Here is a 21,591-nt window from a genome sequence, read left to right as displayed (position 1 = left end):
GTTGGCATCCGTGCTGGCTTGACAAGCTTTTCCTCCGCTCCGTAAACTCCTTCTGGTGGGAATTTGTGGGGTAAAGTGGCGAAAAGGGGTGAGGCTGGCATGTTCCGTGGAGCAACGTTAGTCAATCTCGACAGCAAAGGCCGCCTGGCCGTGCCAACGCGCTATCGCGAAGGGCTGATCGAGGACGCTGCCGGTCAATTGGTATGCACCATTGACATTCATCACCCGTGCCTGCTGCTTTATCCATTGCCTGAATGGGAAGTCATCGAGCAGAAATTGTCGCGTTTATCGAGCATGAATCCCGTTGAGCGGCGCGTACAGCGTTTGCTTTTGGGTCATGCCAGCGAATGTCAGATGGATAATGCCGGCCGCTTGCTGATTGCGCCGGTGTTACGGCAGCATGCCGGGCTGACAAAAGAAGTGATGCTGGTCGGGCAGTTTAATAAATTTGAACTGTGGGATGAAACGACCTGGTATCAACGGGTCAAGGAAGATATCGACGCTGAGCAGTCCGCGACCGGTGAACTGTCGGAGCGCCTGCAGGATTTGTCCTTATAAAAATGATGGAAAATTATAAACATACTACGGTACTTCTGGATGAAGCCGTCAACGGCCTCAATATTCGTCCAGACGGTATCTATATTGATGGTACTTTTGGCCGCGGCGGTCACTCGCGCCTGATCCTCTCCCGGCTGGGTGCGGAAGGACGCTTGCTGGCTATCGATCGCGACCCGCAGGCTATTGCCGTCGCGCAAACCATCGATGACCCCCGCTTTTCCATCGTACATGGTCCCTTTTCACAACTCGCTGAGTACGTCGGCGAGCGCAATCTTACCGGTAAGATCGACGGCATTCTGCTCGATCTCGGCGTCTCTTCCCCGCAGCTTGACGATGCGGAACGCGGCTTTTCCTTTATGCGTGACGGGCCGCTGGATATGCGCATGGATCCGACGCGCGGTCAGTCCGCGGCCGAATGGCTGCAGACGGCTGAAGAAGACGATATCGCCTGGGTGATTAAAACCTTTGGCGAAGAGCGTTTCGGCAAACGTATCGCCCGCGCGATCGTCGAACGTAATCGCATTCAGCCGATGACCCGCACCAAAGAGCTGGCGGAAGTCATCGCCGCGGCGATGCCGGTAAAAGATAAGCACAAACATCCCGCGACCCGTACCTTCCAGGCGGTGCGCATATGGGTAAACAGTGAACTGGAGGAGATAGAGCAGGCGCTAAAAAGCTCGCTCAGCGTGCTGGCCCCGGGCGGGCGGCTGTCGATCATTAGTTTTCATTCGCTGGAAGATCGCATTGTGAAGCGCTTTATGCGTGAGCAAAGCCGCGGTCCGCAGGTTCCGGCGGGAATACCGATGACCGAAGCGCAGCTCAAAAAACTGGGCGGCCGTGAGTTGCGAGCACTAGGCAAGTTGATGCCGGGCGAAGAAGAGGTGGCAGAGAATCCACGCGCCCGTAGTTCAGTGCTGCGTATCGCAGAGAGGACGAACGCATGATCGGCAGAGTGACAGAGGCCTTAAGCAAGGTTAAAGGGTCGATTGGAAGCAACGAGCGCCATGCTTTGCCTGGCGTGATCGGGGACGACCTTCTGCGGTTTGGGAAACTGCCACTCTGCCTGTTCATTTGCATCATTATTACGGCGATTACCGTGGTCACCACTGCGCATCACACGCGCCTGTTGACCGCGCAGCGTGAACAGCTGGTTCTGGAGCGCGACGCCCTGGATATTGAGTGGCGCAACCTGATCCTCGAAGAGAACGCGCTCGGCGATCACAGTCGGGTTGAGCGGATCGCGACCGAGAAGTTACAGATGCAACACGTCGATCCATCACAAGAAAATATCGTTGTACAGAAATAAGGATTATTGCGACGGATGAAAGCAGCGCCAAAAACGCCTAAAGCAAAACGTCAGGAAGAACAGGCCAACTTTATCAGTTGGCGTTTTGCGTTGCTGTGCGGCTGTATTCTGCTGGCGCTGGCTTTTCTGCTGGGTCGCGTCGCCTGGCTACAGGTGATCAGCCCCGATATGCTGGTGCGCCAGGGCGATATGCGTTCTCTGCGCGTACAGGAAGTGTCCACCGCGCGCGGGATGATAACCGATCGCTCCGGACGTCCGCTGGCGGTCAGCGTGCCGGTGAAGGCTATCTGGGCCGACCCGAAAGAGCTCCATGACGCCGGTGGGGTTACCCTGGATACGCGCTGGAAAGCGCTGGCGGATGCCCTCAATATGCCGCTGGATCAGCTGGCGACGCGCATCAATACCAATCCGCGGATGCGGTTTATCTATCTGGCGCGTCAGGTTAATCCTGACATGGCCGATTACATCAAGAAGCTGAAGCTGCCGGGCATTCATCTGCGCGAAGAATCCCGTCGTTACTACCCTTCCGGGGAAGTAACCGCTCACCTCATCGGCTTTACCAACGTCGATAGCCAGGGGATTGAAGGGGTTGAGAAAAGCTTTGATAAATGGCTTACCGGCCAGCCGGGCGAGCGTATCGTACGTAAAGACCGCTATGGCCGGGTAATTGAAGACATCTCTTCTACCGATAGCCAGGCAGCGCACAACCTGGCGCTGAGTATCGACGAACGCCTGCAGGCGCTGGTCTATCGCGAGCTGAACAACGCCGTGGCCTTTAACAAAGCCGAGTCGGGCAGCGCCGTGTTAGTGGATGTTAACACCGGTGAAGTGCTGGCGATGGCCAACAGCCCATCCTATAACCCGAACAACTTCGCCGGTACGGCAAAAGACACCATGCGTAACCGTGCGATTACCGACGTGTTTGAGCCGGGTTCGACGGTGAAACCGATGGTGGTCATGACGGCGCTGCAGCGCGGTATCGTCAACGAAAATACCGTGCTCAATACCGTGCCTTATCGAATTAACGGCCACGAAATCAAAGACGTGGCGCGCTACAGCGAATTGACCCTGACCGGGGTGCTACAGAAGTCGAGTAACGTCGGTGTTTCTAAGCTGGCGTTAGCGATGCCGTCCTCAGCGTTAGTAGATACTTACTCACGTTTTGGGCTTGGAAAGGCGACCAATTTGGGGTTGGTCGGAGAACGCAGTGGCTTATATCCTCAAAAACAACGGTGGTCTGACATAGAGAGGGCCACCTTTTCTTTCGGCTATGGGCTAATGGTAACCCCGTTACAGTTAGCGCGAGTCTACGCAACGATTGGCAGCTATGGCATCTATCGCCCGTTGTCGATTACCAAGGTTGATCCTCCGGTTCCGGGCGAGCGCGTCTTCCCGGAATCACTCGTTCGTACCGTCGTTCATATGATGGAAAGCGTGGCGCTGCCCGGCGGCGGCGGTGTGAAAGCGGCGATCAAAGGCTATCGCATCGCGATTAAAACCGGTACGGCGAAAAAAGTGGGGCCGGATGGCCGCTATATCAACAAATATATTGCTTACACCGCAGGCGTTGCGCCCGCCAGCCATCCGCGCTTCGCGCTGGTGGTGGTGATCAACGACCCGCAGGCAGGTAAATACTACGGTGGCGCCGTTTCCGCGCCGGTCTTCGGTGCCATCATGGGCGGCGTATTGCGCACCATGAACATCGAGCCGGATGCGCTGGCAACGGGCGAAAAAAGTGAATTTGTAATTAATCAAGGCGAGGGAACAGGTGGCAGATCGTAATTTGCGCGACCTACTCGCTCCATGGGTGCCAAACGCACCGGAGCGCATTCTGCGAGAGATGACGCTGGACAGCCGGGTGGCTGCTTCCGGCGATCTCTTTATCGCGGTACAGGGTCATCAGGCGGACGGGCGTCGTTATATCCCGCAGGCGATAGCGCAAGGTGTGGCTGCCATTATTGCTGAAGCGCAGGGCGAAGCTAAAGACGGTGAGATCCGTGAAATGCACGGCGTGCCGGTTATCTACCTGAGCCAGCTTAACGAACGCTTATCGGCGCTGGCCGGGCGTTTTTATCATCAGCCGTCGCAGCAGCTGCGTCTGGTGGGCGTCACCGGCACCAACGGGAAAACCACCACCACTCAGCTGCTGGCGCAGTGGGCAAAGCTGCTCGGCGAAACCAGCGCGGTGATGGGGACCGTCGGTAACGGTCTGCTGGATAAAGTCGTTCCAACTGAAAACACCACCGGTTCCGCGGTGGACGTTCAACATGTGCTCTCCAGTCTGGTCGGGCAGGGGGCTACCTTCGGCGCGATGGAAGTCTCCTCCCACGGTCTGGTACAGCACCGCGTAGCGGCCCTGCAGTTTGCCGCCTCGGTGTTTACCAATCTCAGCCGCGATCATCTCGACTACCATGGCGACATGGAGCACTACGAAGCGGCGAAATGGCTGCTGTACTCCACCCATCATTGCGGTCAGGCCATCGTCAATGCTGACGATGAAGTCGGTCGTCGCTGGCTGGCAAAACTGCCGGACGCGGTGGCGGTATCGATGGAAGATCATATCAACCCGAATTGCCACGGCCGCTGGCTAAAGGCCACCGCGGTGAACTATCACGACAGCGGGGCGACCATCCAGTTTGACTCCAGCTGGGGCAAGGGCGAAATCGAAAGCCGCCTGATGGGCGCCTTTAACGTCAGCAACCTGCTGCTGGCGCTGGCCACGCTGCTGGCGCTGGGCTATCCGCTGGCCGATCTGCTGAAGACCGCAGCGCGTTTACAGCCGGTGTGCGGCCGTATGGAAGTGTTCAGCGCGCCGGGTAAACCTGCCGTGGTGGTAGATTATGCCCATACGCCTGACGCGCTGGAAAAAGCGCTGCAGGCGGCACGCCTGCACTGCAGCGGCAAGCTGTGGTGCGTCTTCGGCTGCGGCGGCGACCGCGACAAAGGTAAACGTCCGTTGATGGGCGCTATCGCGGAAGAATTTGCCGACATCGTGGTCGTTACTGACGATAACCCGCGCACCGAAGAGCCGCGGGCGATTATCAACGATATTCTGGCCGGCATGCTCGATGCAGGTCAGGCGAAGGTGATGGAAGGCCGCGCGGAAGCGGTGACCAACGCCGTGATGCAGGCGAAAGAGAACGACGTGGTGCTGGTGGCGGGTAAAGGCCATGAAGATTACCAGATCGTCGGCAACCGCCGTCTGGATTATTCCGACCGCGTGACCGTCGCGCGTCTGCTGGGAGCGGTAGCATGATTCGCTTTACGTTAAGTCAACTTGCCGCGATCGCCCATGGCGAACGGCAGGGTAGCGATGTCGCTATCGACGAGGTGACCACCGATACCCGTAAAGTGACGGCGGGCTGCCTGTTTGTGGCGCTGAAAGGGGAGCGTTTCGACGCCCATGATTTTGCCGAACAGGCGAAAGCGGCGGGCGCCGGCGCGCTGCTGGTGAGTCGTCCGCTGGCCTGCGATCTCCCGCAGGTGATTGTGAACGATACCCGGCAGGCTTTCGGTGAGTTAGCCGCCTGGGTGCGTCAGCAGGTGCCGACTCGCGTCGTCGCCCTGACCGGCTCGTCCGGTAAAACCTCGGTTAAAGAGATGACCGCGGCGATCCTCAGCCAGTGCGGCAACACGCTGTATACCGCCGGCAACCTGAACAACGATATCGGCGTCCCGATGACGCTGCTGCGGCTGACCAAAGAGCATCAGTACGCGGTGATCGAACTCGGCGCCAACCACCAGGGCGAAATCGCCTGGACCGTCAGCCTGACGCGTCCGGAAGCGGCGCTGGTCAACAACCTTGCTGCGGCGCACCTGGAAGGTTTCGGTTCGCTGGCGGGCGTGGCGAAGGCGAAGGGCGAAATCTATACCGGTCTGCCGGAAAATGGCATCGCCATCCTCAATGCCGACAATAACGACTGGCTGAACTGGCAGGCGGTGATTGGCGATCGCAAAGTGTGGCGCTTCTCGCCGAACGCGGCGAACAGCGATTTCACGGCGACCAACGTGCAGATCACCAGCCACGGCACCGAATTTACGCTGCAGACCCCAACCGGCAACGTTGACGTACTGCTGCCGCTGCCGGGACGCCACAACATCGCTAATGCGCTGGCCGCCACTTCGCTGGCGATGGCGGTAGGCGCCGATTTGGCGGCGGTGAAAGCCGGACTGGCGCAGCTGCAGGCCGTTCCGGGACGTCTGTTCCCGATCCGGCTGACCGAGAGCCAGCTGCTGCTGGATGATTCCTATAACGCTAACGTTGGTTCGATGACCGCGGCGGTGCAGGTGCTGTCAGAGATGCCCGGCTTTCGCACGATGGTGGTCGGCGATATGGCAGAGCTTGGCGCGGAGAGCGCGGCCTGCCATCGCGAAGTCGGCGAAGCGGCGAAAGCGGCGGGTCTGGATTGCGTCCTCAGCGTCGGTGCCTTGAGCGCGGATATCAGCCGCGCCAGCGGCGTGGGCGAACATTTTAACGATAAAGCCGCCGTGGTGGCTCGCCTGCGCGAGCTGCTGGCGGAGCACAAAATAATGACCATTTTAGTGAAGGGTTCACGTAGTGCCGCCATGGAAGAGGTAGTACGCGCATTACAGGAGACTGGGACATGTTAGTATGGCTGGCCGAACACTTGGTCAAATATTATTCCGGCTTTAACGTCTTTTCTTATCTGACGTTTCGCGCCATCGTCAGCCTGCTGACCGCGTTGTTCATCTCGTTGTGGATGGGCCCGCGCATGATCGCCCGTCTGCAAAAACTCGCCTTTGGCCAGGTCGTACGTAACGACGGCCCGGAGTCTCATTTCAGTAAACGCGGTACTCCGACCATGGGCGGGATCATGATCCTCACCGCGATCACCGTTTCCGTTCTGCTGTGGGCCTATCCATCTAACCCGTACGTCTGGTGCGTACTGACGGTATTAATCGGCTACGGCATCATCGGTTTCGTTGATGATTACCGTAAAGTCGTGCGCAAAGATACCAAAGGCCTGATCGCCCGCTGGAAGTATTTCTGGATGTCGGTGATCGCCCTGGGCGTGGCCTTCGCGCTGTATCTGGCGGGGAAAGATACCCCGGCAACCGAGCTGGTGGTGCCGTTCTTTAAAGACGTAATGCCGCAGCTGGGGCTGTTCTATATCTTGCTGGCCTACTTCGTTATCGTCGGTACCGGCAACGCCGTCAACCTGACCGACGGCCTCGACGGCCTGGCGATTATGCCGACCGTTTTCGTCGCGGCGGGCTTTGCGCTGGTGGCATGGGCCACCGGCAACATGAATTTCGCCAACTACCTGCATATCCCGTATCTGCGCCACGCCGGCGAGCTGGTGATCGTCTGTACGGCGATTGTTGGGGCGGGGCTGGGCTTCCTGTGGTTCAACACCTACCCGGCGCAAGTCTTTATGGGCGACGTCGGTTCACTGGCGCTCGGCGGCGCGTTGGGCATTATCGCCGTGCTGCTGCGTCAGGAGTTCCTGCTGGTGATCATGGGCGGGGTTTTCGTGGTGGAAACGCTGTCGGTTATTCTGCAGGTCGGCTCCTTTAAGCTGCGCGGTCAGCGCATCTTCCGCATGGCGCCGATCCACCACCACTATGAACTGAAAGGCTGGCCGGAGCCGCGCGTTATCGTGCGCTTCTGGATTATTTCGCTGATGCTGGTGCTGATTGGCCTGGCGACGCTGAAGGTACGTTAATCATGGCAGATTATCAGGGTAAAAAAGTCGTCATTATTGGGCTGGGTATGACCGGCCTGTCATGCGTGGACTTTTTCATGGCGCGCGGCGTAACCCCGCGCGTGATGGACACCCGCGTCGCGCCTCCGGGGCTGGATAAATTACCCGAATCGGTCGAATGCCATGTCGGCGGACTCAATGATACCTGGCTGCTGGCGGCGGACCTGATTGTCGCCAGTCCGGGGATTGCGCTGGCCCATCCTTCGCTCAGCGCAGCGGCCGACGCTGGCGTAGAGATCGTTGGCGATATCGAACTGTTCTGCCGCGAAGCGCAGGCGCCGATTATCGCCATTACCGGTTCTAACGGCAAAAGCACTGTTACTACCCTGGTGGGCGAGATGGCGAAAGCCGCTGGAGTTAACGTCGGCGTGGGCGGCAATATCGGCCTGCCGGCGCTGATGCTGCTGGACACCGATCGAGAGCTGTATGTGCTGGAGCTCTCCAGCTTCCAGCTGGAAACCACCTCCAGCCTGCAGGCGGTGGCGGCAACCATCCTCAACGTGACTGAGGACCATATGGACCGCTACCCGCTGGGGCTGCAGCAGTATCGCGCGGCGAAGCTGCGGATTTACGAGAATGCGAAGACCTGCGTGGTGAATGCGGACGATGCGCTCACCATGCCGGTACGCGGGGCGGACGAACGCTGCATTAGCTTTGGCGTCGATGTCGGTGACTACCACCTTAACCGCCAGCAGGGCGAAACCTGGCTGCGCGTTAAAGGTGAGAAAGTCCTCAATGTGAAAGAGATGCCTCTCACCGGTCAGCATAACTACAGCAACGCCCTGGCGGCGCTGGCGCTGGCCGATGCCGCGGGTCTGCCGCGGGCCAGCAGCCTGAAGGCGCTGACCACCTTTACCGGTCTGGCGCACCGTTTCCAGCTGGTGCTGGATCACAACGGCGTACGCTGGATTAACGACTCGAAGGCGACCAACGTCGGCAGCACCGAGGCGGCGCTGAACGGCCTGCAGCTGGACGGCACGCTCTATCTGCTGCTGGGCGGCGACGGCAAGTCCGCTGATTTTACCCCGCTGAAGCGCTACCTTGGCGGCGATCGTATTCGCCTGTACTGCTTTGGTCGCGATGGCGCCGAGCTCGCTGAGCTGCGTCCTGAGGTGGCGGTACAAACTGAGACTATGGAACAGGCGATGCGTCAGATTGCTCCCCTGGTGAAAGCGGGGGACATGGTGCTCCTGTCGCCGGCCTGCGCTAGCCTGGATCAGTTTAAGAACTTTGAACAACGGGGCGAGATGTTTGCCCGTCTGGCGAAGGAGTTAGGTTGATGCGTTTCTCTCTCCCACGCCTGAGAATGCCGCAGCTGAGCCTGCCTCGGCTGAGACTGCCGCGACTGCCGGGGATGTTTATTTTCGCCTGGCTATTCGCTGCGCTGAAAGGCTGGGTGATGGGCTCGCGCCCGAAAGATAACGACAGTCTGGTGATGTATGACCGGATGCTGCTATGGCTGACCTTCGGCCTGGCGGCGATCGGCTTTATTATGGTGACCTCGGCGTCGATGCCGGTCGGACAGCGCCTGGCGAACGATCCTTTCCTCTTCGCCAAGCGTGACGGCCTGTACATTGTGCTGGCCTTCGCGCTGGCGATGATTACGCTACGTCTGCCGATGGATTTCTGGCAGCGCCACAGTACCGCGATGCTGATCGCCTCGATCGTCATGCTGCTGATCGTACTGGTAGTAGGCAGCTCGGTAAACGGCGCATCGCGCTGGATAGCCCTTGGTCCGCTGCGTATTCAGCCGGCGGAGTTCACCAAGCTGTCGCTGTTCTGCTACATCGCCAACTATCTGGTGCGTAAAGCCGACGAAGTGCGTAACAACCTGCGCGGCTTCTTAAAACCGATGGGCGTGATTTTCGTACTGGCCATCCTGCTGCTGGCGCAGCCTGACCTCGGTACCGTGGTGGTCCTGTTCGTCACCACGCTGGCGATGCTGTTTCTCGCCGGCGCGAAGCTGTGGCAGTTCATCGCCATTATCGGCATGGGTATTTCGGCGGTGGTCCTGCTGATCCTCGCCGAACCATACCGTATTCGCCGCGTGACCTCCTTCTGGAACCCGTGGGAAGACCCGTTCGGCAGCGGCTACCAGCTGACCCAGTCGCTGATGGCTTTCGGCCGCGGCGAGATGTGGGGGCAGGGCCTCGGCAACTCGGTGCAAAAACTGGAGTATTTACCGGAAGCGCACACTGACTTTATCTTCGCCATTATCGGCGAAGAACTCGGTTATATCGGTGTGGTACTGGCGCTTTTAATGGTATTCTTCGTCGCTTTCCGCGCCATGTCGATTGGCCGTAAAGCGCTGGAGATCGATCATCGCTTTTCCGGCTTCCTCGCCTGTGCGATTGGTATCTGGTTTAGCTTCCAGGCGTTAGTTAACGTCGGCGCGGCGGCGGGGATGCTGCCGACGAAAGGTCTGACGCTGCCGCTGATCAGTTATGGTGGTTCCAGTCTGTTGATTATGTCGACGGCCATTATGTTGTTGTTGCGAATTGATTATGAAACGCGTCTGGAAAAAGCCCAGGCGTTTACACGGGGTGTGCGATGAGCGGTCAGGAAAAGCGGTTGATGGTGATGGCGGGCGGTACCGGCGGGCATGTGTTCCCGGGACTGGCGGTCGCGCACCATTTAATGGACCAGGGCTGGCAGGTTCGCTGGCTGGGTACCGCCGATCGTATGGAAGCGGATTTAGTGCCGAAAAACGGCATCGAAATTGATTTTATCCGCATCTCCGGCCTGCGTGGCAAAGGTATCAAAGCGCAGCTACTGGCGCCGGTGCGTATCTTTAACGCCTGGCGTCAGGCGCGGGCGATCATGAAGCGTTTCCAGCCGGACGTGGTGCTGGGTATGGGCGGCTATGTTTCCGGGCCTGGCGGTCTGGCGGCGTGGTCGCTGGGGATCCCGGTGGTCCTCCACGAGCAAAACGGCATTGCCGGCCTGACTAACAAGTGGCTGGCGAAGATTGCGAAGAAAGTGATGCAGGCGTTTCCCGGCGCGTTCCCGCATGCGGACGTCGTTGGGAACCCGGTGCGCACCGATGTACTGGCGCTGCCGCTGCCAGGTCAGCGTCTGGTTGGCCGTCAGGGGCCGATTCGCGTGCTGGTGGTCGGTGGCTCTCAGGGCGCGCGCGTCCTGAACCAGACGATGCCGCAGGTGGCGGCGAAGCTCGGCGCTACGGTGACCATCTGGCATCAAAGCGGCAAAGGCGGCCAGCAAACCGTGCAGCAGGCCTATGCCGCCGCCGGACAGCCGCAGCATAAAGTGACGGAATTTATTGATGACATGGCCGCGGCGTATGCCTGGGCAGATGTTGTGGTTTGCCGTTCCGGCGCGCTGACGGTTAGCGAAATCGCGGCCGCAGGTTTACCAGCGCTGTTTGTCCCGTTCCAGCACAAAGATCGTCAGCAGTACTGGAATGCGCTGCCGCTGGAGAAAGCCGGCGCGGCGAAAATTCTTGAACAGCCTGAGTTCACGGTAGAGGCGGTTGCCTCTACCCTGGCGAGCTGGGATCGGGAAACCTTGCTGGATATGGCGGAACGAGCGCGTGGCGCTTCGATTCCGGACGCTACCGAGCGGGTAGCAGAAGAGGTCAGCGCCGTAGCTTTGGCGCGCTAATTGCGGTGATTTTCACCGCCCGAATACAGAAGTTGATGGCGTAAAGAATGAATACACAAGATTTGGCAAAACTGCGTTCCATAGTGCCCGAGATGCGTCGCGTTCGGCACATTCACTTTGTCGGCATCGGCGGTGCCGGTATGGGCGGTATTGCCGAAGTGTTGGCTAACGAAGGTTACCAGATCAGCGGCTCCGACCTGGCGCCGAATCCGGTGACCCAGCAGCTGTCGCAGCTTGGCGCCACCATTTATTTCAACCATCGCCCGGAAAACGTGCGTGATGCCAGCGTGGTTGTCGTTTCCAGCGCGATTTCGGCAGATAACCCGGAAATCGTTGCCGCGCATGAGGCGCGTATCCCGGTGATCCGTCGTGCCGAAATGCTGGCGGAACTTATGCGCTTTCGCCACGGGATCGCCATTGCCGGGACCCACGGCAAAACCACCACCACCGCGATGGTATCCAGCATTTACGCCGAGGCCGGGCTGGACCCGACCTTCGTCAACGGCGGACTGGTAAAAGCGGCGGGCGTACATGCCCGTCTTGGCCATAGCCGTTACCTGATCGCGGAAGCGGATGAGAGCGACGCGTCGTTTCTGCATCTGCAGCCGATGGTGGCCATTGTCACCAACATCGAAGCCGATCACATGGATACCTACCATGGCGACTTTGAGAATCTGAAGCAGACCTTTATCAACTTCCTGCACAACCTGCCGTTCTACGGACGCGCGGTGATGTGCGTGGACGATCCGGTGATCCGGGAATTGCTGCCGCGCGTTGGCCGGCAGATCACCACCTACGGTTTTAGCGACGACGCCGACGTGCGCGTCGAGGACTATCGTCAGGTTGGGGCGCAGGGGCATTTCCGCCTGGTACGCCAGGATAAAGCGATCCTGCAGGTGACGCTCAATGCCCCGGGACGCCATAACGCGCTGAACGCGGCGGCGGCCGTCGCCGTGGCGACGGAAGAGGGGATTGACGATCGGGCTATTCTGCGCGCACTGGAGAGCTTCCAGGGAACTGGACGCCGCTTTGATTTTCTTGGCGAGTTTCCGCTGGCCGAAGTCAACGGCAAACCGGGCAGCGCGATGCTGATCGATGATTACGGTCACCACCCGACGGAAGTGGACGCCACCATTAAAGCAGCGCGCGCCGGCTGGCCGGATAAAAACCTGGTGATGGTATTCCAGCCGCACCGTTATACCCGTACCCGCGATCTGTATGATGATTTTGCCAACGTGCTGACCCAGGTGGATGCCCTGCTGATGCTGGACGTCTATCCGGCGGGCGAAGCGCCGATCCCGGGCGCCGACAGCCGCTCGCTGTGCCGCACCATTCGCGGTCGCGGGAAAGTGGATCCGATCCTGGTGCCCGATTCGGCCCAGGCCGCGGAGATGCTGGCGTCAGTCCTGACCGGCAACGATTTAGTACTGGTGCAGGGCGCCGGTAACATCGGTAAAATCGCCCGCCACCTGGCTGAAATCAAACTGATCCCGCAAAAAACGGAGGAGGAGCGCCATGGCTGATAAAATCGCGGTGCTTTTCGGTGGAACCTCCGCTGAACGTGAAGTGTCGCTGAATTCAGGCGCGGCGGTGCTGGCCGGGCTGCGTGAAGGCGGGGTGGACGCCCATCCGGTCGACCCGCGCGATGTTGATATTACCCAGCTAAAAAAGCAGGGCTTTAAGAAAGCGTTTATTGCCCTCCACGGCCGCGGCGGGGAAGATGGCACTCTGCAGGGGCTGCTGGAGTTAATCCAGCTGCCTTATACCGGCAGCGGCGTGATGGCTTCGGCGATTTCAATGGATAAACTGCGCAGCAAGTGGCTGTGGCAGGGCGCCGGATTACCGGTCGCGCCGTGGGTGGCGCTGACCCGCGCCCAGTTTGCCGCCGGGCTGTCTACTGACGTCGAACAGCAAATTGCGGCGCTGGGTCTGCCGGTCATCATCAAGCCGAGCTGTGAAGGCTCCAGCGTCGGGATGTCGAAAGTCAGCAAAAGTTGTGATTTAGCGAGTGCATTGGCGTTGGCTTTTCAGCATGATGATGAAGTTTTAGTCGAAAAATGGCTCAGTGGACCAGAATTTACCGTCGCCATAGTCGGTGAAGAAATTTTACCGTCAATACGTATCCAGGCCGCGGGAACCTTCTATGATTATGAGGCGAAGTATCTCTCTGATGAGACGCAATATTTCTGCCCAGGATTTGAAGATCCCGCGCGTGAGTCAGCTATTCAGAACCTGGTGCTTAAAGCCTGGAATGTTCTGGGTTGCAAAGGCTGGGGCCGTATTGACGTGATGCTGGACAGCGATGGCCAGTTTTATCTGCTGGAAGCGAATACTTCCCCGGGCATGACCAGCCATAGCCTTGTGCCAATGGCGGCGCGTCAGGCAGGAATGAGCTTCTCCCAGCTTGTTGTACGAATTCTGGACCTGGCGGGGTGATATGTCGCAGGCTGCGCTGAATACGCGGAACCATGAAGAAGAGGCTTCTTCTTCGCGTCGGAGTAATGGAACGCGGCTGGCAGGGATCGTTTTCCTGCTGGCGGTGCTGTTTACCGTGCTGGTCAGCGGGTGGATGGTTCTTGGCTGGATGGAAGATGCGCAGCGCTTACCGCTGTCGAAGATGGTGGTGACCGGCGAGCGTCACTATACGCGCAATGATGACATCCGTCAGGCGATCCTGGCGCTGGGTTCGCCGGGTACCTTTATGACTCAGGATGTGAACATCATCCAGAGCCAGATTGAACGTCTGCCGTGGATTAAGCAGGCGAGCGTCCGAAAGCAGTGGCCCGATGAATTGAAGATTCATCTGGTTGAATATGTGCCGATTGCGCGCTGGAATGATCAACATATGGTGGATGCAGAAGGAAATGCCTTCAGCGTGCCGGCGGATCGCACCAGCAAACAGAATTTACCGATGTTATACGGTCCCGAAGGCAGCGAGAACGAAGTGCTGCAGGGGTATCGTGACATGGGGCAGGTGCTGGCAAAGGATAAATTCACGTTGAAAGTGGCGGCGATGACCGCCCGTCGCTCCTGGCAGTTGACGCTTAATAATGACATCAAGCTCAACCTTGGCCGTGGCGATACCATGAAACGGCTTCAGCGCTTTATGGAACTCTACCCGGTTCTTCAGCAGCAGGCGCAGACCGACGGCAAACGGATTAGCTACGTTGATTTGCGTTATGACTCGGGTGCGGCAGTGGGCTGGGTACCTGCTCCCGCAGAGGAAACTAATCAACAACAGAATCAGGCACAGGCAGAACAACAATGATCAAGGCGACGGACAGAAAACTGGTAGTTGGACTGGAGATTGGCACCGCCAAGGTGGCCGCTTTAGTAGGGGAAGTTCTGCCCGACGGCATGATCAATATCATCGGCGTGGGCAGTTGCCCATCGCGTGGTATGGATAAAGGCGGTGTGAACGACCTCGAGTCGGTGGTGAAATGCGTACAGCGCGCCATCGACCAGGCCGAACTGATGGCGGATTGCCAGATTTCATCAGTTTATTTGGCACTTTCGGGTAAACATATAAGCTGTCAGAATGAAATCGGGATGGTACCGATTTCGGAAGAAGAAGTGACGCAGGACGACGTCGAGAACGTGGTCCACACCGCGAAGTCGGTTCGCGTTCGCGATGAACATCGTGTCCTGCACGTGATTCCGCAGGAATATGCTATCGACTACCAGGAAGGGATTAAAAACCCGGTAGGGCTGTCCGGCGTGCGTATGCAGGCGAAGGTGCATCTGATCACCTGCCATAACGATATGGCAAAAAACATTGTTAAAGCAGTGGAACGTTGTGGTCTGAAAGTTGACCAACTTATTTTCGCCGGGTTAGCGGCCAGTTATTCGGTATTAACAGAAGACGAACGTGAGCTGGGCGTCTGCGTTGTGGATATCGGCGGTGGTACAATGGATATCGCCGTCTACACCGGCGGCGCATTGCGTCACACCAAAGTGATCCCGTATGCCGGTAACGTGGTGACCAGCGATATCGCCTATGCCTTCGGTACGCCGCCGAGCGATGCCGAAGCGATTAAGGTTCGTCACGGATGCGCATTGGGTTCCATCGTCGGTAAAGACGAAAACGTCGAAGTACCGAGCGTTGGTGGACGTCCTCCGCGTAGCCTGCAGCGTCAGACGTTGGCAGAGGTGATTGAACCGCGCTATACCGAGCTGCTTAACCTGGTCAATGAAGAGATCCTGCAGCTGCAGGAACAGCTCCGCCAGCAGGGTGTTAAACATCATCTGGCGGCGGGGATTGTGTTAACCGGCGGCGCGGCGCAAATTGAAGGTCTGGCGGCCTGTGCGCAGCGCGTGTTCCATACTCAGGTGCGCATTGGCGCGCCGCTGAACATCACCGGTTTAACCGACTATGCCCAGGAGCCGTATTATTCAACGGCGGTGGGGCTGCTGCACTACGGAAAAGAGTCACATCTCAGTGGTGAAGCGGAAGTAGAAAAACGCGTGACGGCCTCAGTGGGCTCGTGGATTAAGCGACTCAACAGCTGGCTGCGAAAAGAGTTTTAATTTTTTAAGAGAACGCAGACAATTAGCGTTCTCAGGCGACAGGCACAAGACGGAGAGAAACTATGTTTGAACCTATGGAACTGACCAACGACGCGGTGATTAAAGTCATCGGCGTCGGTGGCGGCGGCGGTAACGCCGTTGAACACATGGTGCGCGAGCGCATTGAGGGTGTTGAATTCTTCGCGGTAAATACCGATGCGCAGGCGCTGCGTAAGACGGCGGTTGGCCAGACTATCCAGATCGGTAGCGGTATTACCAAAGGTCTGGGCGCGGGCGCGAACCCGGAAGTCGGCCGTAACGCGGCTGATGAAGACCGTGAAGCGCTGCGTGCAGCCCTTGATGGCGCAGACATGGTGTTCATCGCGGCAGGCATGGGCGGCGGTACCGGTACCGGCGCGGCGCCCGTAGTCGCGGAAGTGGCGAAGGATCTGGGGATCCTCACCGTTGCGGTGGTCACTAAGCCGTTTAATTTTGAAGGTAAGAAGCGCATGGCGTTCGCTGAGCAGGGGATCACCGAGCTGTCCAAGCACGTTGACTCACTGATCACCATCCCGAACGACAAGCTGCTGAAGGTCCTGGGGCGTGGAATTTCCCTGCTCGACGCATTCGGCGCGGCAAACGACGTCCTGAAAGGCGCGGTGCAGGGTATCGCCGAACTGATCACCCGTCCGGGTCTGATGAACGTCGACTTCGCGGACGTCCGTACCGTGATGTCTGAAATGGGCTACGCGATGATGGGCTCCGGGGTGGCGAGCGGTGAAGACCGTGCGGAAGAAGCGGCTGAAATGGCTATCTCTTCTCCGCTGCTGGAAGATATCGACCTGTCAGGCGCGCGCGGCGTGCTGGTCAACATTACTGCGGGCTTCGACCTGCGTCTGGACGAGTTCGAAACTGTGGGTAACACCATCCGTGCTTTTGCCTCGGATAATGCGACCGTGGTTATCGGTACCTCTCTGGACCCGGATATGAACGACGAGCTGCGCGTGACCGTAGTGGCGACCGGTATTGGCATGGATAAGCGCCCGGAAATCACCCTGGTAACCAACAAGCAGGTTCAGCAGCCGGTGATGGATCGTTACCAGCAGCATGGTATGTCGCCGCTGACTCAAGAGCAGAAGCCGGCAGCCAAAGTGGTGAACGACAATACGCCGCAAACCGCGAAAGAGCCGGATTATCTGGATATCCCAGCCTTCCTGCGTAAGCAAGCCGATTAAGAATCGACTGGAAGTTGGGCATCTGCGCTCTTTGTGCTAAACTGGCCTCCCGATAGTGGTGTACACTTCGGTTGGATAGGTAAATTGGCGAGATTATACGATGATCAAACAAAGGACTCTTAAACGTATCGTTCAGGCGGCTGGCGTCGGTTTGCATACCGGCAAGAAAGTCACACTGACGTTACGCCCTGCGCCGGCAAATACCGGGGTCATCTATCGTCGCACCGACTTGAATCCACCGGTAGATTTTCCGGCTGATGCCAAATCTGTGCGTGATACCATGCTCTGTACTTGCCTGGTTAATGAGCATGACGTGCGGATTTCTACGGTTGAACACCTGAACGCCGCATTGGCTGGCCTGGGTATCGACAACATTATTGTTGAAGTCGATGCGCCGGAAATCCCGATTATGGACGGCAGTGCGGCTCCGTTCGTTTATCTGTTGCTGGACGCCGGCATTGATGAACTGAACTGCGCCAAGAAATTTGTACGTATCAAAGAGACGGTTCGCGTCGAAGATGGCGACAAATGGGCTGAATTCAAACCGTACAATGGTTTTTCGCTGGACTTCACCATCGATTTTAACCATCCAGCGATTGATGCCAGCACCCAGCGCTATACGCTGAACTTCTCGGCCGATGCGTTCATGCGTCAGATTAGCCGTGCGCGTACCTTCGGTTTTATGCGCGATATCGAATATCTGCAGTCCCGCGGCCTGTGCCTGGGCGGCAGCTTCGATTGTGCCATCGTTGTTGACGATTATCGCGTACTGAACGAAGACGGTCTGCGCTTTGAAGACGAATTTGTTCGCCACAAAATGCTGGATGCGATCGGTGACCTGTTTATGTGTGGTCACAACATTATCGGCGCATTCACGGCGTACAAATCGGGTCACGCGTTGAACAACAAACTGCTGCAGGCGGTTCTGGCAAAACAGGAAGCCTGGGAGTATGTGACCTTCGAAGACGACGCAAAACTGCCAATGGCGTTCCGCGCACCGTCGATGGTTCTGGCGTAAGCCTGACCATTCAGTAAATTCGACTGGTAACCTGGTACTCTCTCCGACCAGGGAGCCAGTCGTTTTTCTTTTATAGCACCCTCCAGTTATTTTCGCTGCGATCCCTGGATAATAATTAGCGTGCGTTCGCTGCTTTATTAAGCGTTTTCGCCGGGCAATCGCCTTCATTCATGCTGCCTCAGGCCGGTATTAATGTTAGTATTTGAGCGCAAAATTATTTCTCAGGGTTGCTTTACCCCGTGGACATCAGGTTGTCCTGCGAAAAACATCAATAAAGAGACAGCCTGAACGACGACGGGTCTAGCAAAGAAAGGTAATGAACGTGAGTGGATTGCTGACGCGCTGGCGACAGTTTGGCAGACGGTATTTTTGGCCGCATCTCCTGTTGGGGATGGTCGCGGCCAGCCTCGGCCTGCCTGCGCTAAGCAACGGTCACGAGACCGCGGCGCCAGCGAAGGCGACCGCCAGCAATCACAATCCGAGCAAGGTTAATTTCTCTCAGCTGGCGCTTCTGGAGACGAATCGCCGGCCCAGCTTTACCGTCGACTACTGGCATCAGCACGCCATTCGCACCGTTATTCGTCATCTCTCCTTCGCCATGGCGCCGCAGGCGCTGCCGGTCGCGGAAGAAACTTCCCCGCTGCAGGCTCAGCATCTGGCGCTGCTCGACACCCTCAGCGCGCTGCTGACGCAGGACAGCACGCCGCCGGTGGTGATCCGCCAGGCGGGTTACATCCCTTCTTCATATTCTGCCTTCCGCGTCAGCGCCTGGATAAGCCAGGTGGCGGGGATCCGCGCAGGGCCTCAACGTCCCAGCTGAAAATAACCACGGACCATCCTATTTTTTGTGACTCCGCACCGCGGGGCGTTTGAGATTTTATTATGCTTATCAAAATGTTAACCAAGGTTTTCGGCAGCCGTAACGACCGTACGCTGCGTCGTATGCGCAAAGTCGTCAATATCATCAACGGCATGGAACCGGCGATGGAAAAACTCTCTGATGACGAGCTGAAAGCGAAAACCGCTGAATTCCGCGCGCGCCTGGAAAAAGGCGAAACGCTGGAGAGCCTGATCCCTGAAGCTTTCGCCGTCGTTCGCGAAGCCAGTAAGCGCGTATTCGGCATGCGCCACTTCGACGTCCAGCTGCTGGGCGGTATGGTGCTTAACGATCGCTGCATCGCCGAGATGCGTACCGGTGAAGGTAAAACCCTGACCGCGACCCTGCCGGCGTACCTCAACGCGCTAACCGGCAAAGGCGTTCACGTAGTGACCGTCAACGACTATCTGGCCCAGCGTGACGCCGAAAATAACCGCCCGCTGTTTGAATTCCTGGGCATGACAGTTGGCATCAACATGTCCGGCCTGCCGGCGCCGGCGAAGCGTGAAGCTTACGCTGCCGATATCACCTATGGCACCAACAACGAATACGGCTTCGACTACCTGCGCGACAACATGGCCTTCAGCCCGGAAGAGCGCGTTCAGCGTAAACTGCACTATGCGCTGGTGGATGAGGTGGACTCCATCCTGATCGATGAGGCGCGTACGCCGCTGATCATTTCCGGCCCGGCGGAAGACAGCTCTGAAATGTACCGCAAGGTAAACAAAATCATCCCGCATCTGATCCGCCAGGAAAAAGAGGATTCGGATACTTTCACTGGCGAAGGCCACTTCTCGGTGGATGAAAAAGCGCGTCAGGTTAACCTGACCGAACGTGGTCTGGTGCTGATTGAAGAGCTGCTGGTACAGGAAGGCATTATGGATGAAGGTGAGTCCCTGTACTCTCCAACCAACATTATGCTGATGCACCACGTTACCGCCGCGCTGCGCGCCCACGCGCTGTTCACCCGCGACGTTGACTACATTGTCAAAGATGGCGAAGTTATCATCGTCGATGAGCACACTGGCCGCACGATGCAGGGCCGCCGCTGGTCCGATGGTCTGCACCAGGCCGTTGAGGCCAAAGAGGGCGTGGAGATCCAAAACGAGAACCAGACTCTGGCCTCTATCACCTTCCAGAACTACTTCCGTCTGTACGAGAAGCTGGCGGGGATGACCGGTACAGCCGATACCGAAGCCTTTGAATTCAGCTCTATCTATAAGCTGGATACCGTGGTTGTACCGACCAACCGTCCGATGATCCGTAAAGATATGGCGGATCTGGTCTATATGACCGAAGCGGAAAAAATTCAGGCAATTATCGAAGATATCAAAACTCGTACCGCTGCCGGTCAGCCGGTGCTGGTGGGGACTATCTCGATCGAAAAATCTGAAGTGGTTTCCCGCGAACTGACTAAAGCCGGCATCAAGCACAACGTCCTGAACGCCAAATTCCACGCCAGCGAGGCGGATATCGTCGCCCAGGCGGGCTACCCTTCCGCGGTGACCATCGCCACCAACATGGCGGGTCGTGGTACCGATATTATGCTCGGCGGTAGCTGGCAGGCGGAAGTCGCTGCGCTGGAAAACCCAACGCCAGAGCAGATTGAGAAAATCAAAGCCGACTGGCAGGTACGTCACGATGCGGTACTGGCCGCAGGCGGTCTGCACATCATCGGTACCGAGCGTCATGAATCTCGCCGTATCGATAACCAGCTGCGCGGCCGTGCTGGTCGTCAGGGGGATGCCGGTTCTTCCCGCTTCTACCTGTCAATGGAAGATGCCCTGATGCGTATCTTCGCCTCCGATCGCGTGTCTGGCATGATGCGTAAACTGGGAATGAAACCAGGTGAGGCGATTGAGCACCCGTGGGTCACCAAGGCGATCGCCAACGCCCAGCGTAAAGTGGAAAGCCGTAACTTCGATATCCGTAAGCAGCTGCTGGAATATGATGATGTGGCCAACGACCAGCGCCGGGCGATCTACACCCAGCGTAACGAGCTGCTGGACGTGTCTGACGTCAGCGAAACCATCAACAGCATCCGCGAAGACGTCTTTAAGGCGACGATCGATGCCCATATTCCGCCGCAGTCGCTGGAGGAGATGTGGGATATCGAAGGTCTGCAGGAGCGTCTGAAAAACGACTTCGACCTCGACCTGCCAATCAAAGAGTGGCTGGATAAAGAGCCGGAGCTGCATGAAGAGACCCTGCGCGAACGTATTCTGCAGAGCGCGGTAGAAACCTACCAGCGTAAAGAAGAAGTGGTCGGCGCCGAGATGATGCGCCACTTCGAGAAAGGCGTGATGCTGCAGACTCTGGATTCGCTGTGGAAAGAGCACCTGGCGGCGATGGATTACCTGCGCCAGGGTATCCACCTGCGCGGCTATGCGCAGAAAGATCCGAAGCAGGAGTACAAGCGCGAATCGTTCTCAATGTTTGCCGCGATGCTGGAGTCACTGAAGTATGAAGTGATCAGCACCCTGAGCAAAGTCCAGGTGCGGATGCCGGAAGAAGTCGAGGCGATGGAACAGCAGCGTCGTGAAGAGGCCGAGCGCCTGGCGCAGATGCAGCAGCTCAGCCATCAGAGCGATGATGAAGCCGCAGCCCAGGATCTGGCGGCGCAAACCGGCGAACGTAAAGTGGGCCGTAACGATCCGTGCCCGTGCGGCTCCGGCAAAAAGTACAAACAGTGCCACGGCCGTCTGAGCTAAGGTCTGATAAAACAAACAAAGGCGCAGAGTTCT

General features: G+C 57.8%; 18 protein-coding genes. All 18 read left to right on the top strand.

All coding sequences use genetic code 11. The features are described from left to right. Positions 1-99: 99 nt before the first annotated feature. Entirely contained in the window at positions 100-558 is a 459-nt protein-coding gene (gene mraZ, locus ACR809_RS21155; RefSeq protein ID WP_002888541.1) for a division/cell wall cluster transcriptional repressor MraZ, read from the top strand. Positions 559-560: 2 nt separating this feature from the next. Continuing rightward, on the top strand, positions 561-1,502 hold the full coding sequence (gene rsmH / locus ACR809_RS21150) for a 16S rRNA (cytosine(1402)-N(4))-methyltransferase RsmH (protein WP_002888547.1): 942 nt from the start codon (positions 561-563) through the stop codon (positions 1,500-1,502). After that, positions 1,499-1,864, top strand: a complete 366-nt coding sequence (gene ftsL, locus ACR809_RS21145) for a cell division protein FtsL (protein ID WP_002888550.1) — start codon at positions 1,499-1,501, stop codon at positions 1,862-1,864. The genes rsmH and ftsL overlap by 4 nt, the downstream gene beginning before the upstream one ends. Before the next feature lie 15 nt (positions 1,865-1,879). Further along, positions 1,880-3,646: a peptidoglycan glycosyltransferase FtsI gene (locus ACR809_RS21140; RefSeq protein ID WP_002888559.1), complete on the top strand. Its 1,767-nt coding sequence runs from the start codon at positions 1,880-1,882 to the stop codon at positions 3,644-3,646. Next, complete coding sequence (murE, locus tag ACR809_RS21135) at positions 3,633-5,120, top strand: UDP-N-acetylmuramoyl-L-alanyl-D-glutamate--2,6-diaminopimelate ligase (RefSeq protein ID WP_004182923.1); 1,488 nt, start codon at positions 3,633-3,635, stop codon at positions 5,118-5,120. Before ACR809_RS21140 ends, murE begins: the two co-directional genes overlap by 14 nt. Continuing rightward, entirely contained in the window at positions 5,117-6,475 is a 1,359-nt protein-coding gene (gene murF / locus ACR809_RS21130) for a UDP-N-acetylmuramoyl-tripeptide--D-alanyl-D-alanine ligase (RefSeq protein ID WP_004177411.1), read from the top strand. The genes murE and murF overlap by 4 nt, the downstream gene beginning before the upstream one ends. Beyond that, entirely contained in the window at positions 6,469-7,551 is a 1,083-nt protein-coding gene (gene mraY, locus ACR809_RS21125; RefSeq protein ID WP_002888562.1) for a phospho-N-acetylmuramoyl-pentapeptide-transferase, read from the top strand. Before murF ends, mraY begins: the two co-directional genes overlap by 7 nt. 2 nt (positions 7,552-7,553) lie before the next feature. Next, positions 7,554-8,870 (top strand): UDP-N-acetylmuramoyl-L-alanine--D-glutamate ligase, encoded by a 1,317-nt coding sequence (gene murD / locus ACR809_RS21120; RefSeq protein ID WP_004151364.1) that lies wholly within the window; start codon positions 7,554-7,556, stop codon positions 8,868-8,870. After that, positions 8,870-10,144, top strand: a complete 1,275-nt coding sequence (gene ftsW / locus ACR809_RS21115; protein WP_002888565.1) for a cell division protein FtsW — start codon at positions 8,870-8,872, stop codon at positions 10,142-10,144. The genes murD and ftsW overlap by 1 nt, the downstream gene beginning before the upstream one ends. Continuing rightward, on the top strand, positions 10,141-11,211 hold the full coding sequence (murG, locus tag ACR809_RS21110) for an undecaprenyldiphospho-muramoylpentapeptide beta-N-acetylglucosaminyltransferase (protein WP_002888566.1): 1,071 nt from the start codon (positions 10,141-10,143) through the stop codon (positions 11,209-11,211). Before ftsW ends, murG begins: the two co-directional genes overlap by 4 nt. A 47-nt stretch (positions 11,212-11,258) precedes the next feature. Further along, the gene (gene murC / locus ACR809_RS21105) at positions 11,259-12,734 is read left to right on the top strand and encodes a UDP-N-acetylmuramate--L-alanine ligase (protein WP_004145947.1); all 1,476 of its coding nucleotides are present in this window, start codon (positions 11,259-11,261) and stop codon (positions 12,732-12,734) included. Then, complete coding sequence (locus tag ACR809_RS21100; protein WP_076027607.1) at positions 12,727-13,647, top strand: D-alanine--D-alanine ligase; 921 nt, start codon at positions 12,727-12,729, stop codon at positions 13,645-13,647. The genes murC and ACR809_RS21100 overlap by 8 nt, the downstream gene beginning before the upstream one ends. 1 nt (position 13,648) lies before the next feature. Then, positions 13,649-14,479 (top strand): cell division protein FtsQ, encoded by an 831-nt coding sequence (ftsQ, locus tag ACR809_RS21095; RefSeq protein ID WP_002888624.1) that lies wholly within the window; start codon positions 13,649-13,651, stop codon positions 14,477-14,479. After that, positions 14,476-15,738 (top strand): cell division protein FtsA, encoded by a 1,263-nt coding sequence (ftsA, locus tag ACR809_RS21090; protein ID WP_002888625.1) that lies wholly within the window; start codon positions 14,476-14,478, stop codon positions 15,736-15,738. The genes ftsQ and ftsA overlap by 4 nt, the downstream gene beginning before the upstream one ends. A 62-nt stretch (positions 15,739-15,800) precedes the next feature. Next, on the top strand, positions 15,801-16,952 hold the full coding sequence (ftsZ, locus tag ACR809_RS21085; protein ID WP_002888628.1) for a cell division protein FtsZ: 1,152 nt from the start codon (positions 15,801-15,803) through the stop codon (positions 16,950-16,952). A 100-nt stretch (positions 16,953-17,052) separates the two neighbouring features. Further along, on the top strand, positions 17,053-17,970 hold the full coding sequence (gene lpxC / locus ACR809_RS21080) for a UDP-3-O-acyl-N-acetylglucosamine deacetylase (protein ID WP_122051554.1): 918 nt from the start codon (positions 17,053-17,055) through the stop codon (positions 17,968-17,970). Between the two features lie 322 nt (positions 17,971-18,292). Further along, the gene (secM, locus tag ACR809_RS21075) at positions 18,293-18,790 is read left to right on the top strand and encodes a secA translation cis-regulator SecM (protein WP_197718015.1); all 498 of its coding nucleotides are present in this window, start codon (positions 18,293-18,295) and stop codon (positions 18,788-18,790) included. 62 nt (positions 18,791-18,852) lie between these two features. Next, complete coding sequence (gene secA / locus ACR809_RS21070; RefSeq protein ID WP_002888638.1) at positions 18,853-21,558, top strand: preprotein translocase subunit SecA; 2,706 nt, start codon at positions 18,853-18,855, stop codon at positions 21,556-21,558. The last annotated feature ends 33 nt before the right edge of the window (positions 21,559-21,591 follow it).

This window comes from Klebsiella sp. CD33 (assembly GCF_051992865.1).
GTDB lineage: Bacteria > Pseudomonadota > Gammaproteobacteria > Enterobacterales > Enterobacteriaceae > Klebsiella > Klebsiella pneumoniae.
Note: the sequence above shows the minus strand (reverse complement) of the source record. Positions and strands in the feature narration are given on the sequence as shown.

Excerpts from the sequence above, each read along its gene's own strand:
- ACR809_RS21100 (WP_076027607.1), top strand. The coding sequence starts at position 12,727 with ATGGCTGATAAAATCGCGGTGCTTTTCGGTGGAACCTCCGCTGAACGT.
- ftsW (WP_002888565.1), top strand. The coding sequence starts at position 8,870 with ATGCGTTTCTCTCTCCCACGCCTGAGAATGCCGCAGCTGAGCCTGCCT.
- ACR809_RS21140 (WP_002888559.1), top strand. The coding sequence starts at position 1,880 with ATGAAAGCAGCGCCAAAAACGCCTAAAGCAAAACGTCAGGAAGAACAG.
- ftsZ (WP_002888628.1), top strand. The coding sequence starts at position 15,801 with ATGTTTGAACCTATGGAACTGACCAACGACGCGGTGATTAAAGTCATC.
- secA (WP_002888638.1), top strand. The coding sequence starts at position 18,853 with ATGCTTATCAAAATGTTAACCAAGGTTTTCGGCAGCCGTAACGACCGT.
- rsmH (WP_002888547.1), top strand. The coding sequence starts at position 561 with ATGATGGAAAATTATAAACATACTACGGTACTTCTGGATGAAGCCGTC.
- ftsL (WP_002888550.1), top strand. The coding sequence starts at position 1,499 with ATGATCGGCAGAGTGACAGAGGCCTTAAGCAAGGTTAAAGGGTCGATT.
- murG (WP_002888566.1), top strand. The coding sequence starts at position 10,141 with ATGAGCGGTCAGGAAAAGCGGTTGATGGTGATGGCGGGCGGTACCGGC.
- lpxC (WP_122051554.1), top strand. The coding sequence starts at position 17,053 with ATGATCAAACAAAGGACTCTTAAACGTATCGTTCAGGCGGCTGGCGTC.
- mraZ (WP_002888541.1), top strand. The coding sequence starts at position 100 with ATGTTCCGTGGAGCAACGTTAGTCAATCTCGACAGCAAAGGCCGCCTG.
- mraY (WP_002888562.1), top strand. The coding sequence starts at position 6,469 with ATGTTAGTATGGCTGGCCGAACACTTGGTCAAATATTATTCCGGCTTT.
- ftsQ (WP_002888624.1), top strand. The coding sequence starts at position 13,649 with ATGTCGCAGGCTGCGCTGAATACGCGGAACCATGAAGAAGAGGCTTCT.
- murF (WP_004177411.1), top strand. The coding sequence starts at position 5,117 with ATGATTCGCTTTACGTTAAGTCAACTTGCCGCGATCGCCCATGGCGAA.
- murD (WP_004151364.1), top strand. The coding sequence starts at position 7,554 with ATGGCAGATTATCAGGGTAAAAAAGTCGTCATTATTGGGCTGGGTATG.
- murC (WP_004145947.1), top strand. The coding sequence starts at position 11,259 with ATGAATACACAAGATTTGGCAAAACTGCGTTCCATAGTGCCCGAGATG.
- ftsA (WP_002888625.1), top strand. The coding sequence starts at position 14,476 with ATGATCAAGGCGACGGACAGAAAACTGGTAGTTGGACTGGAGATTGGC.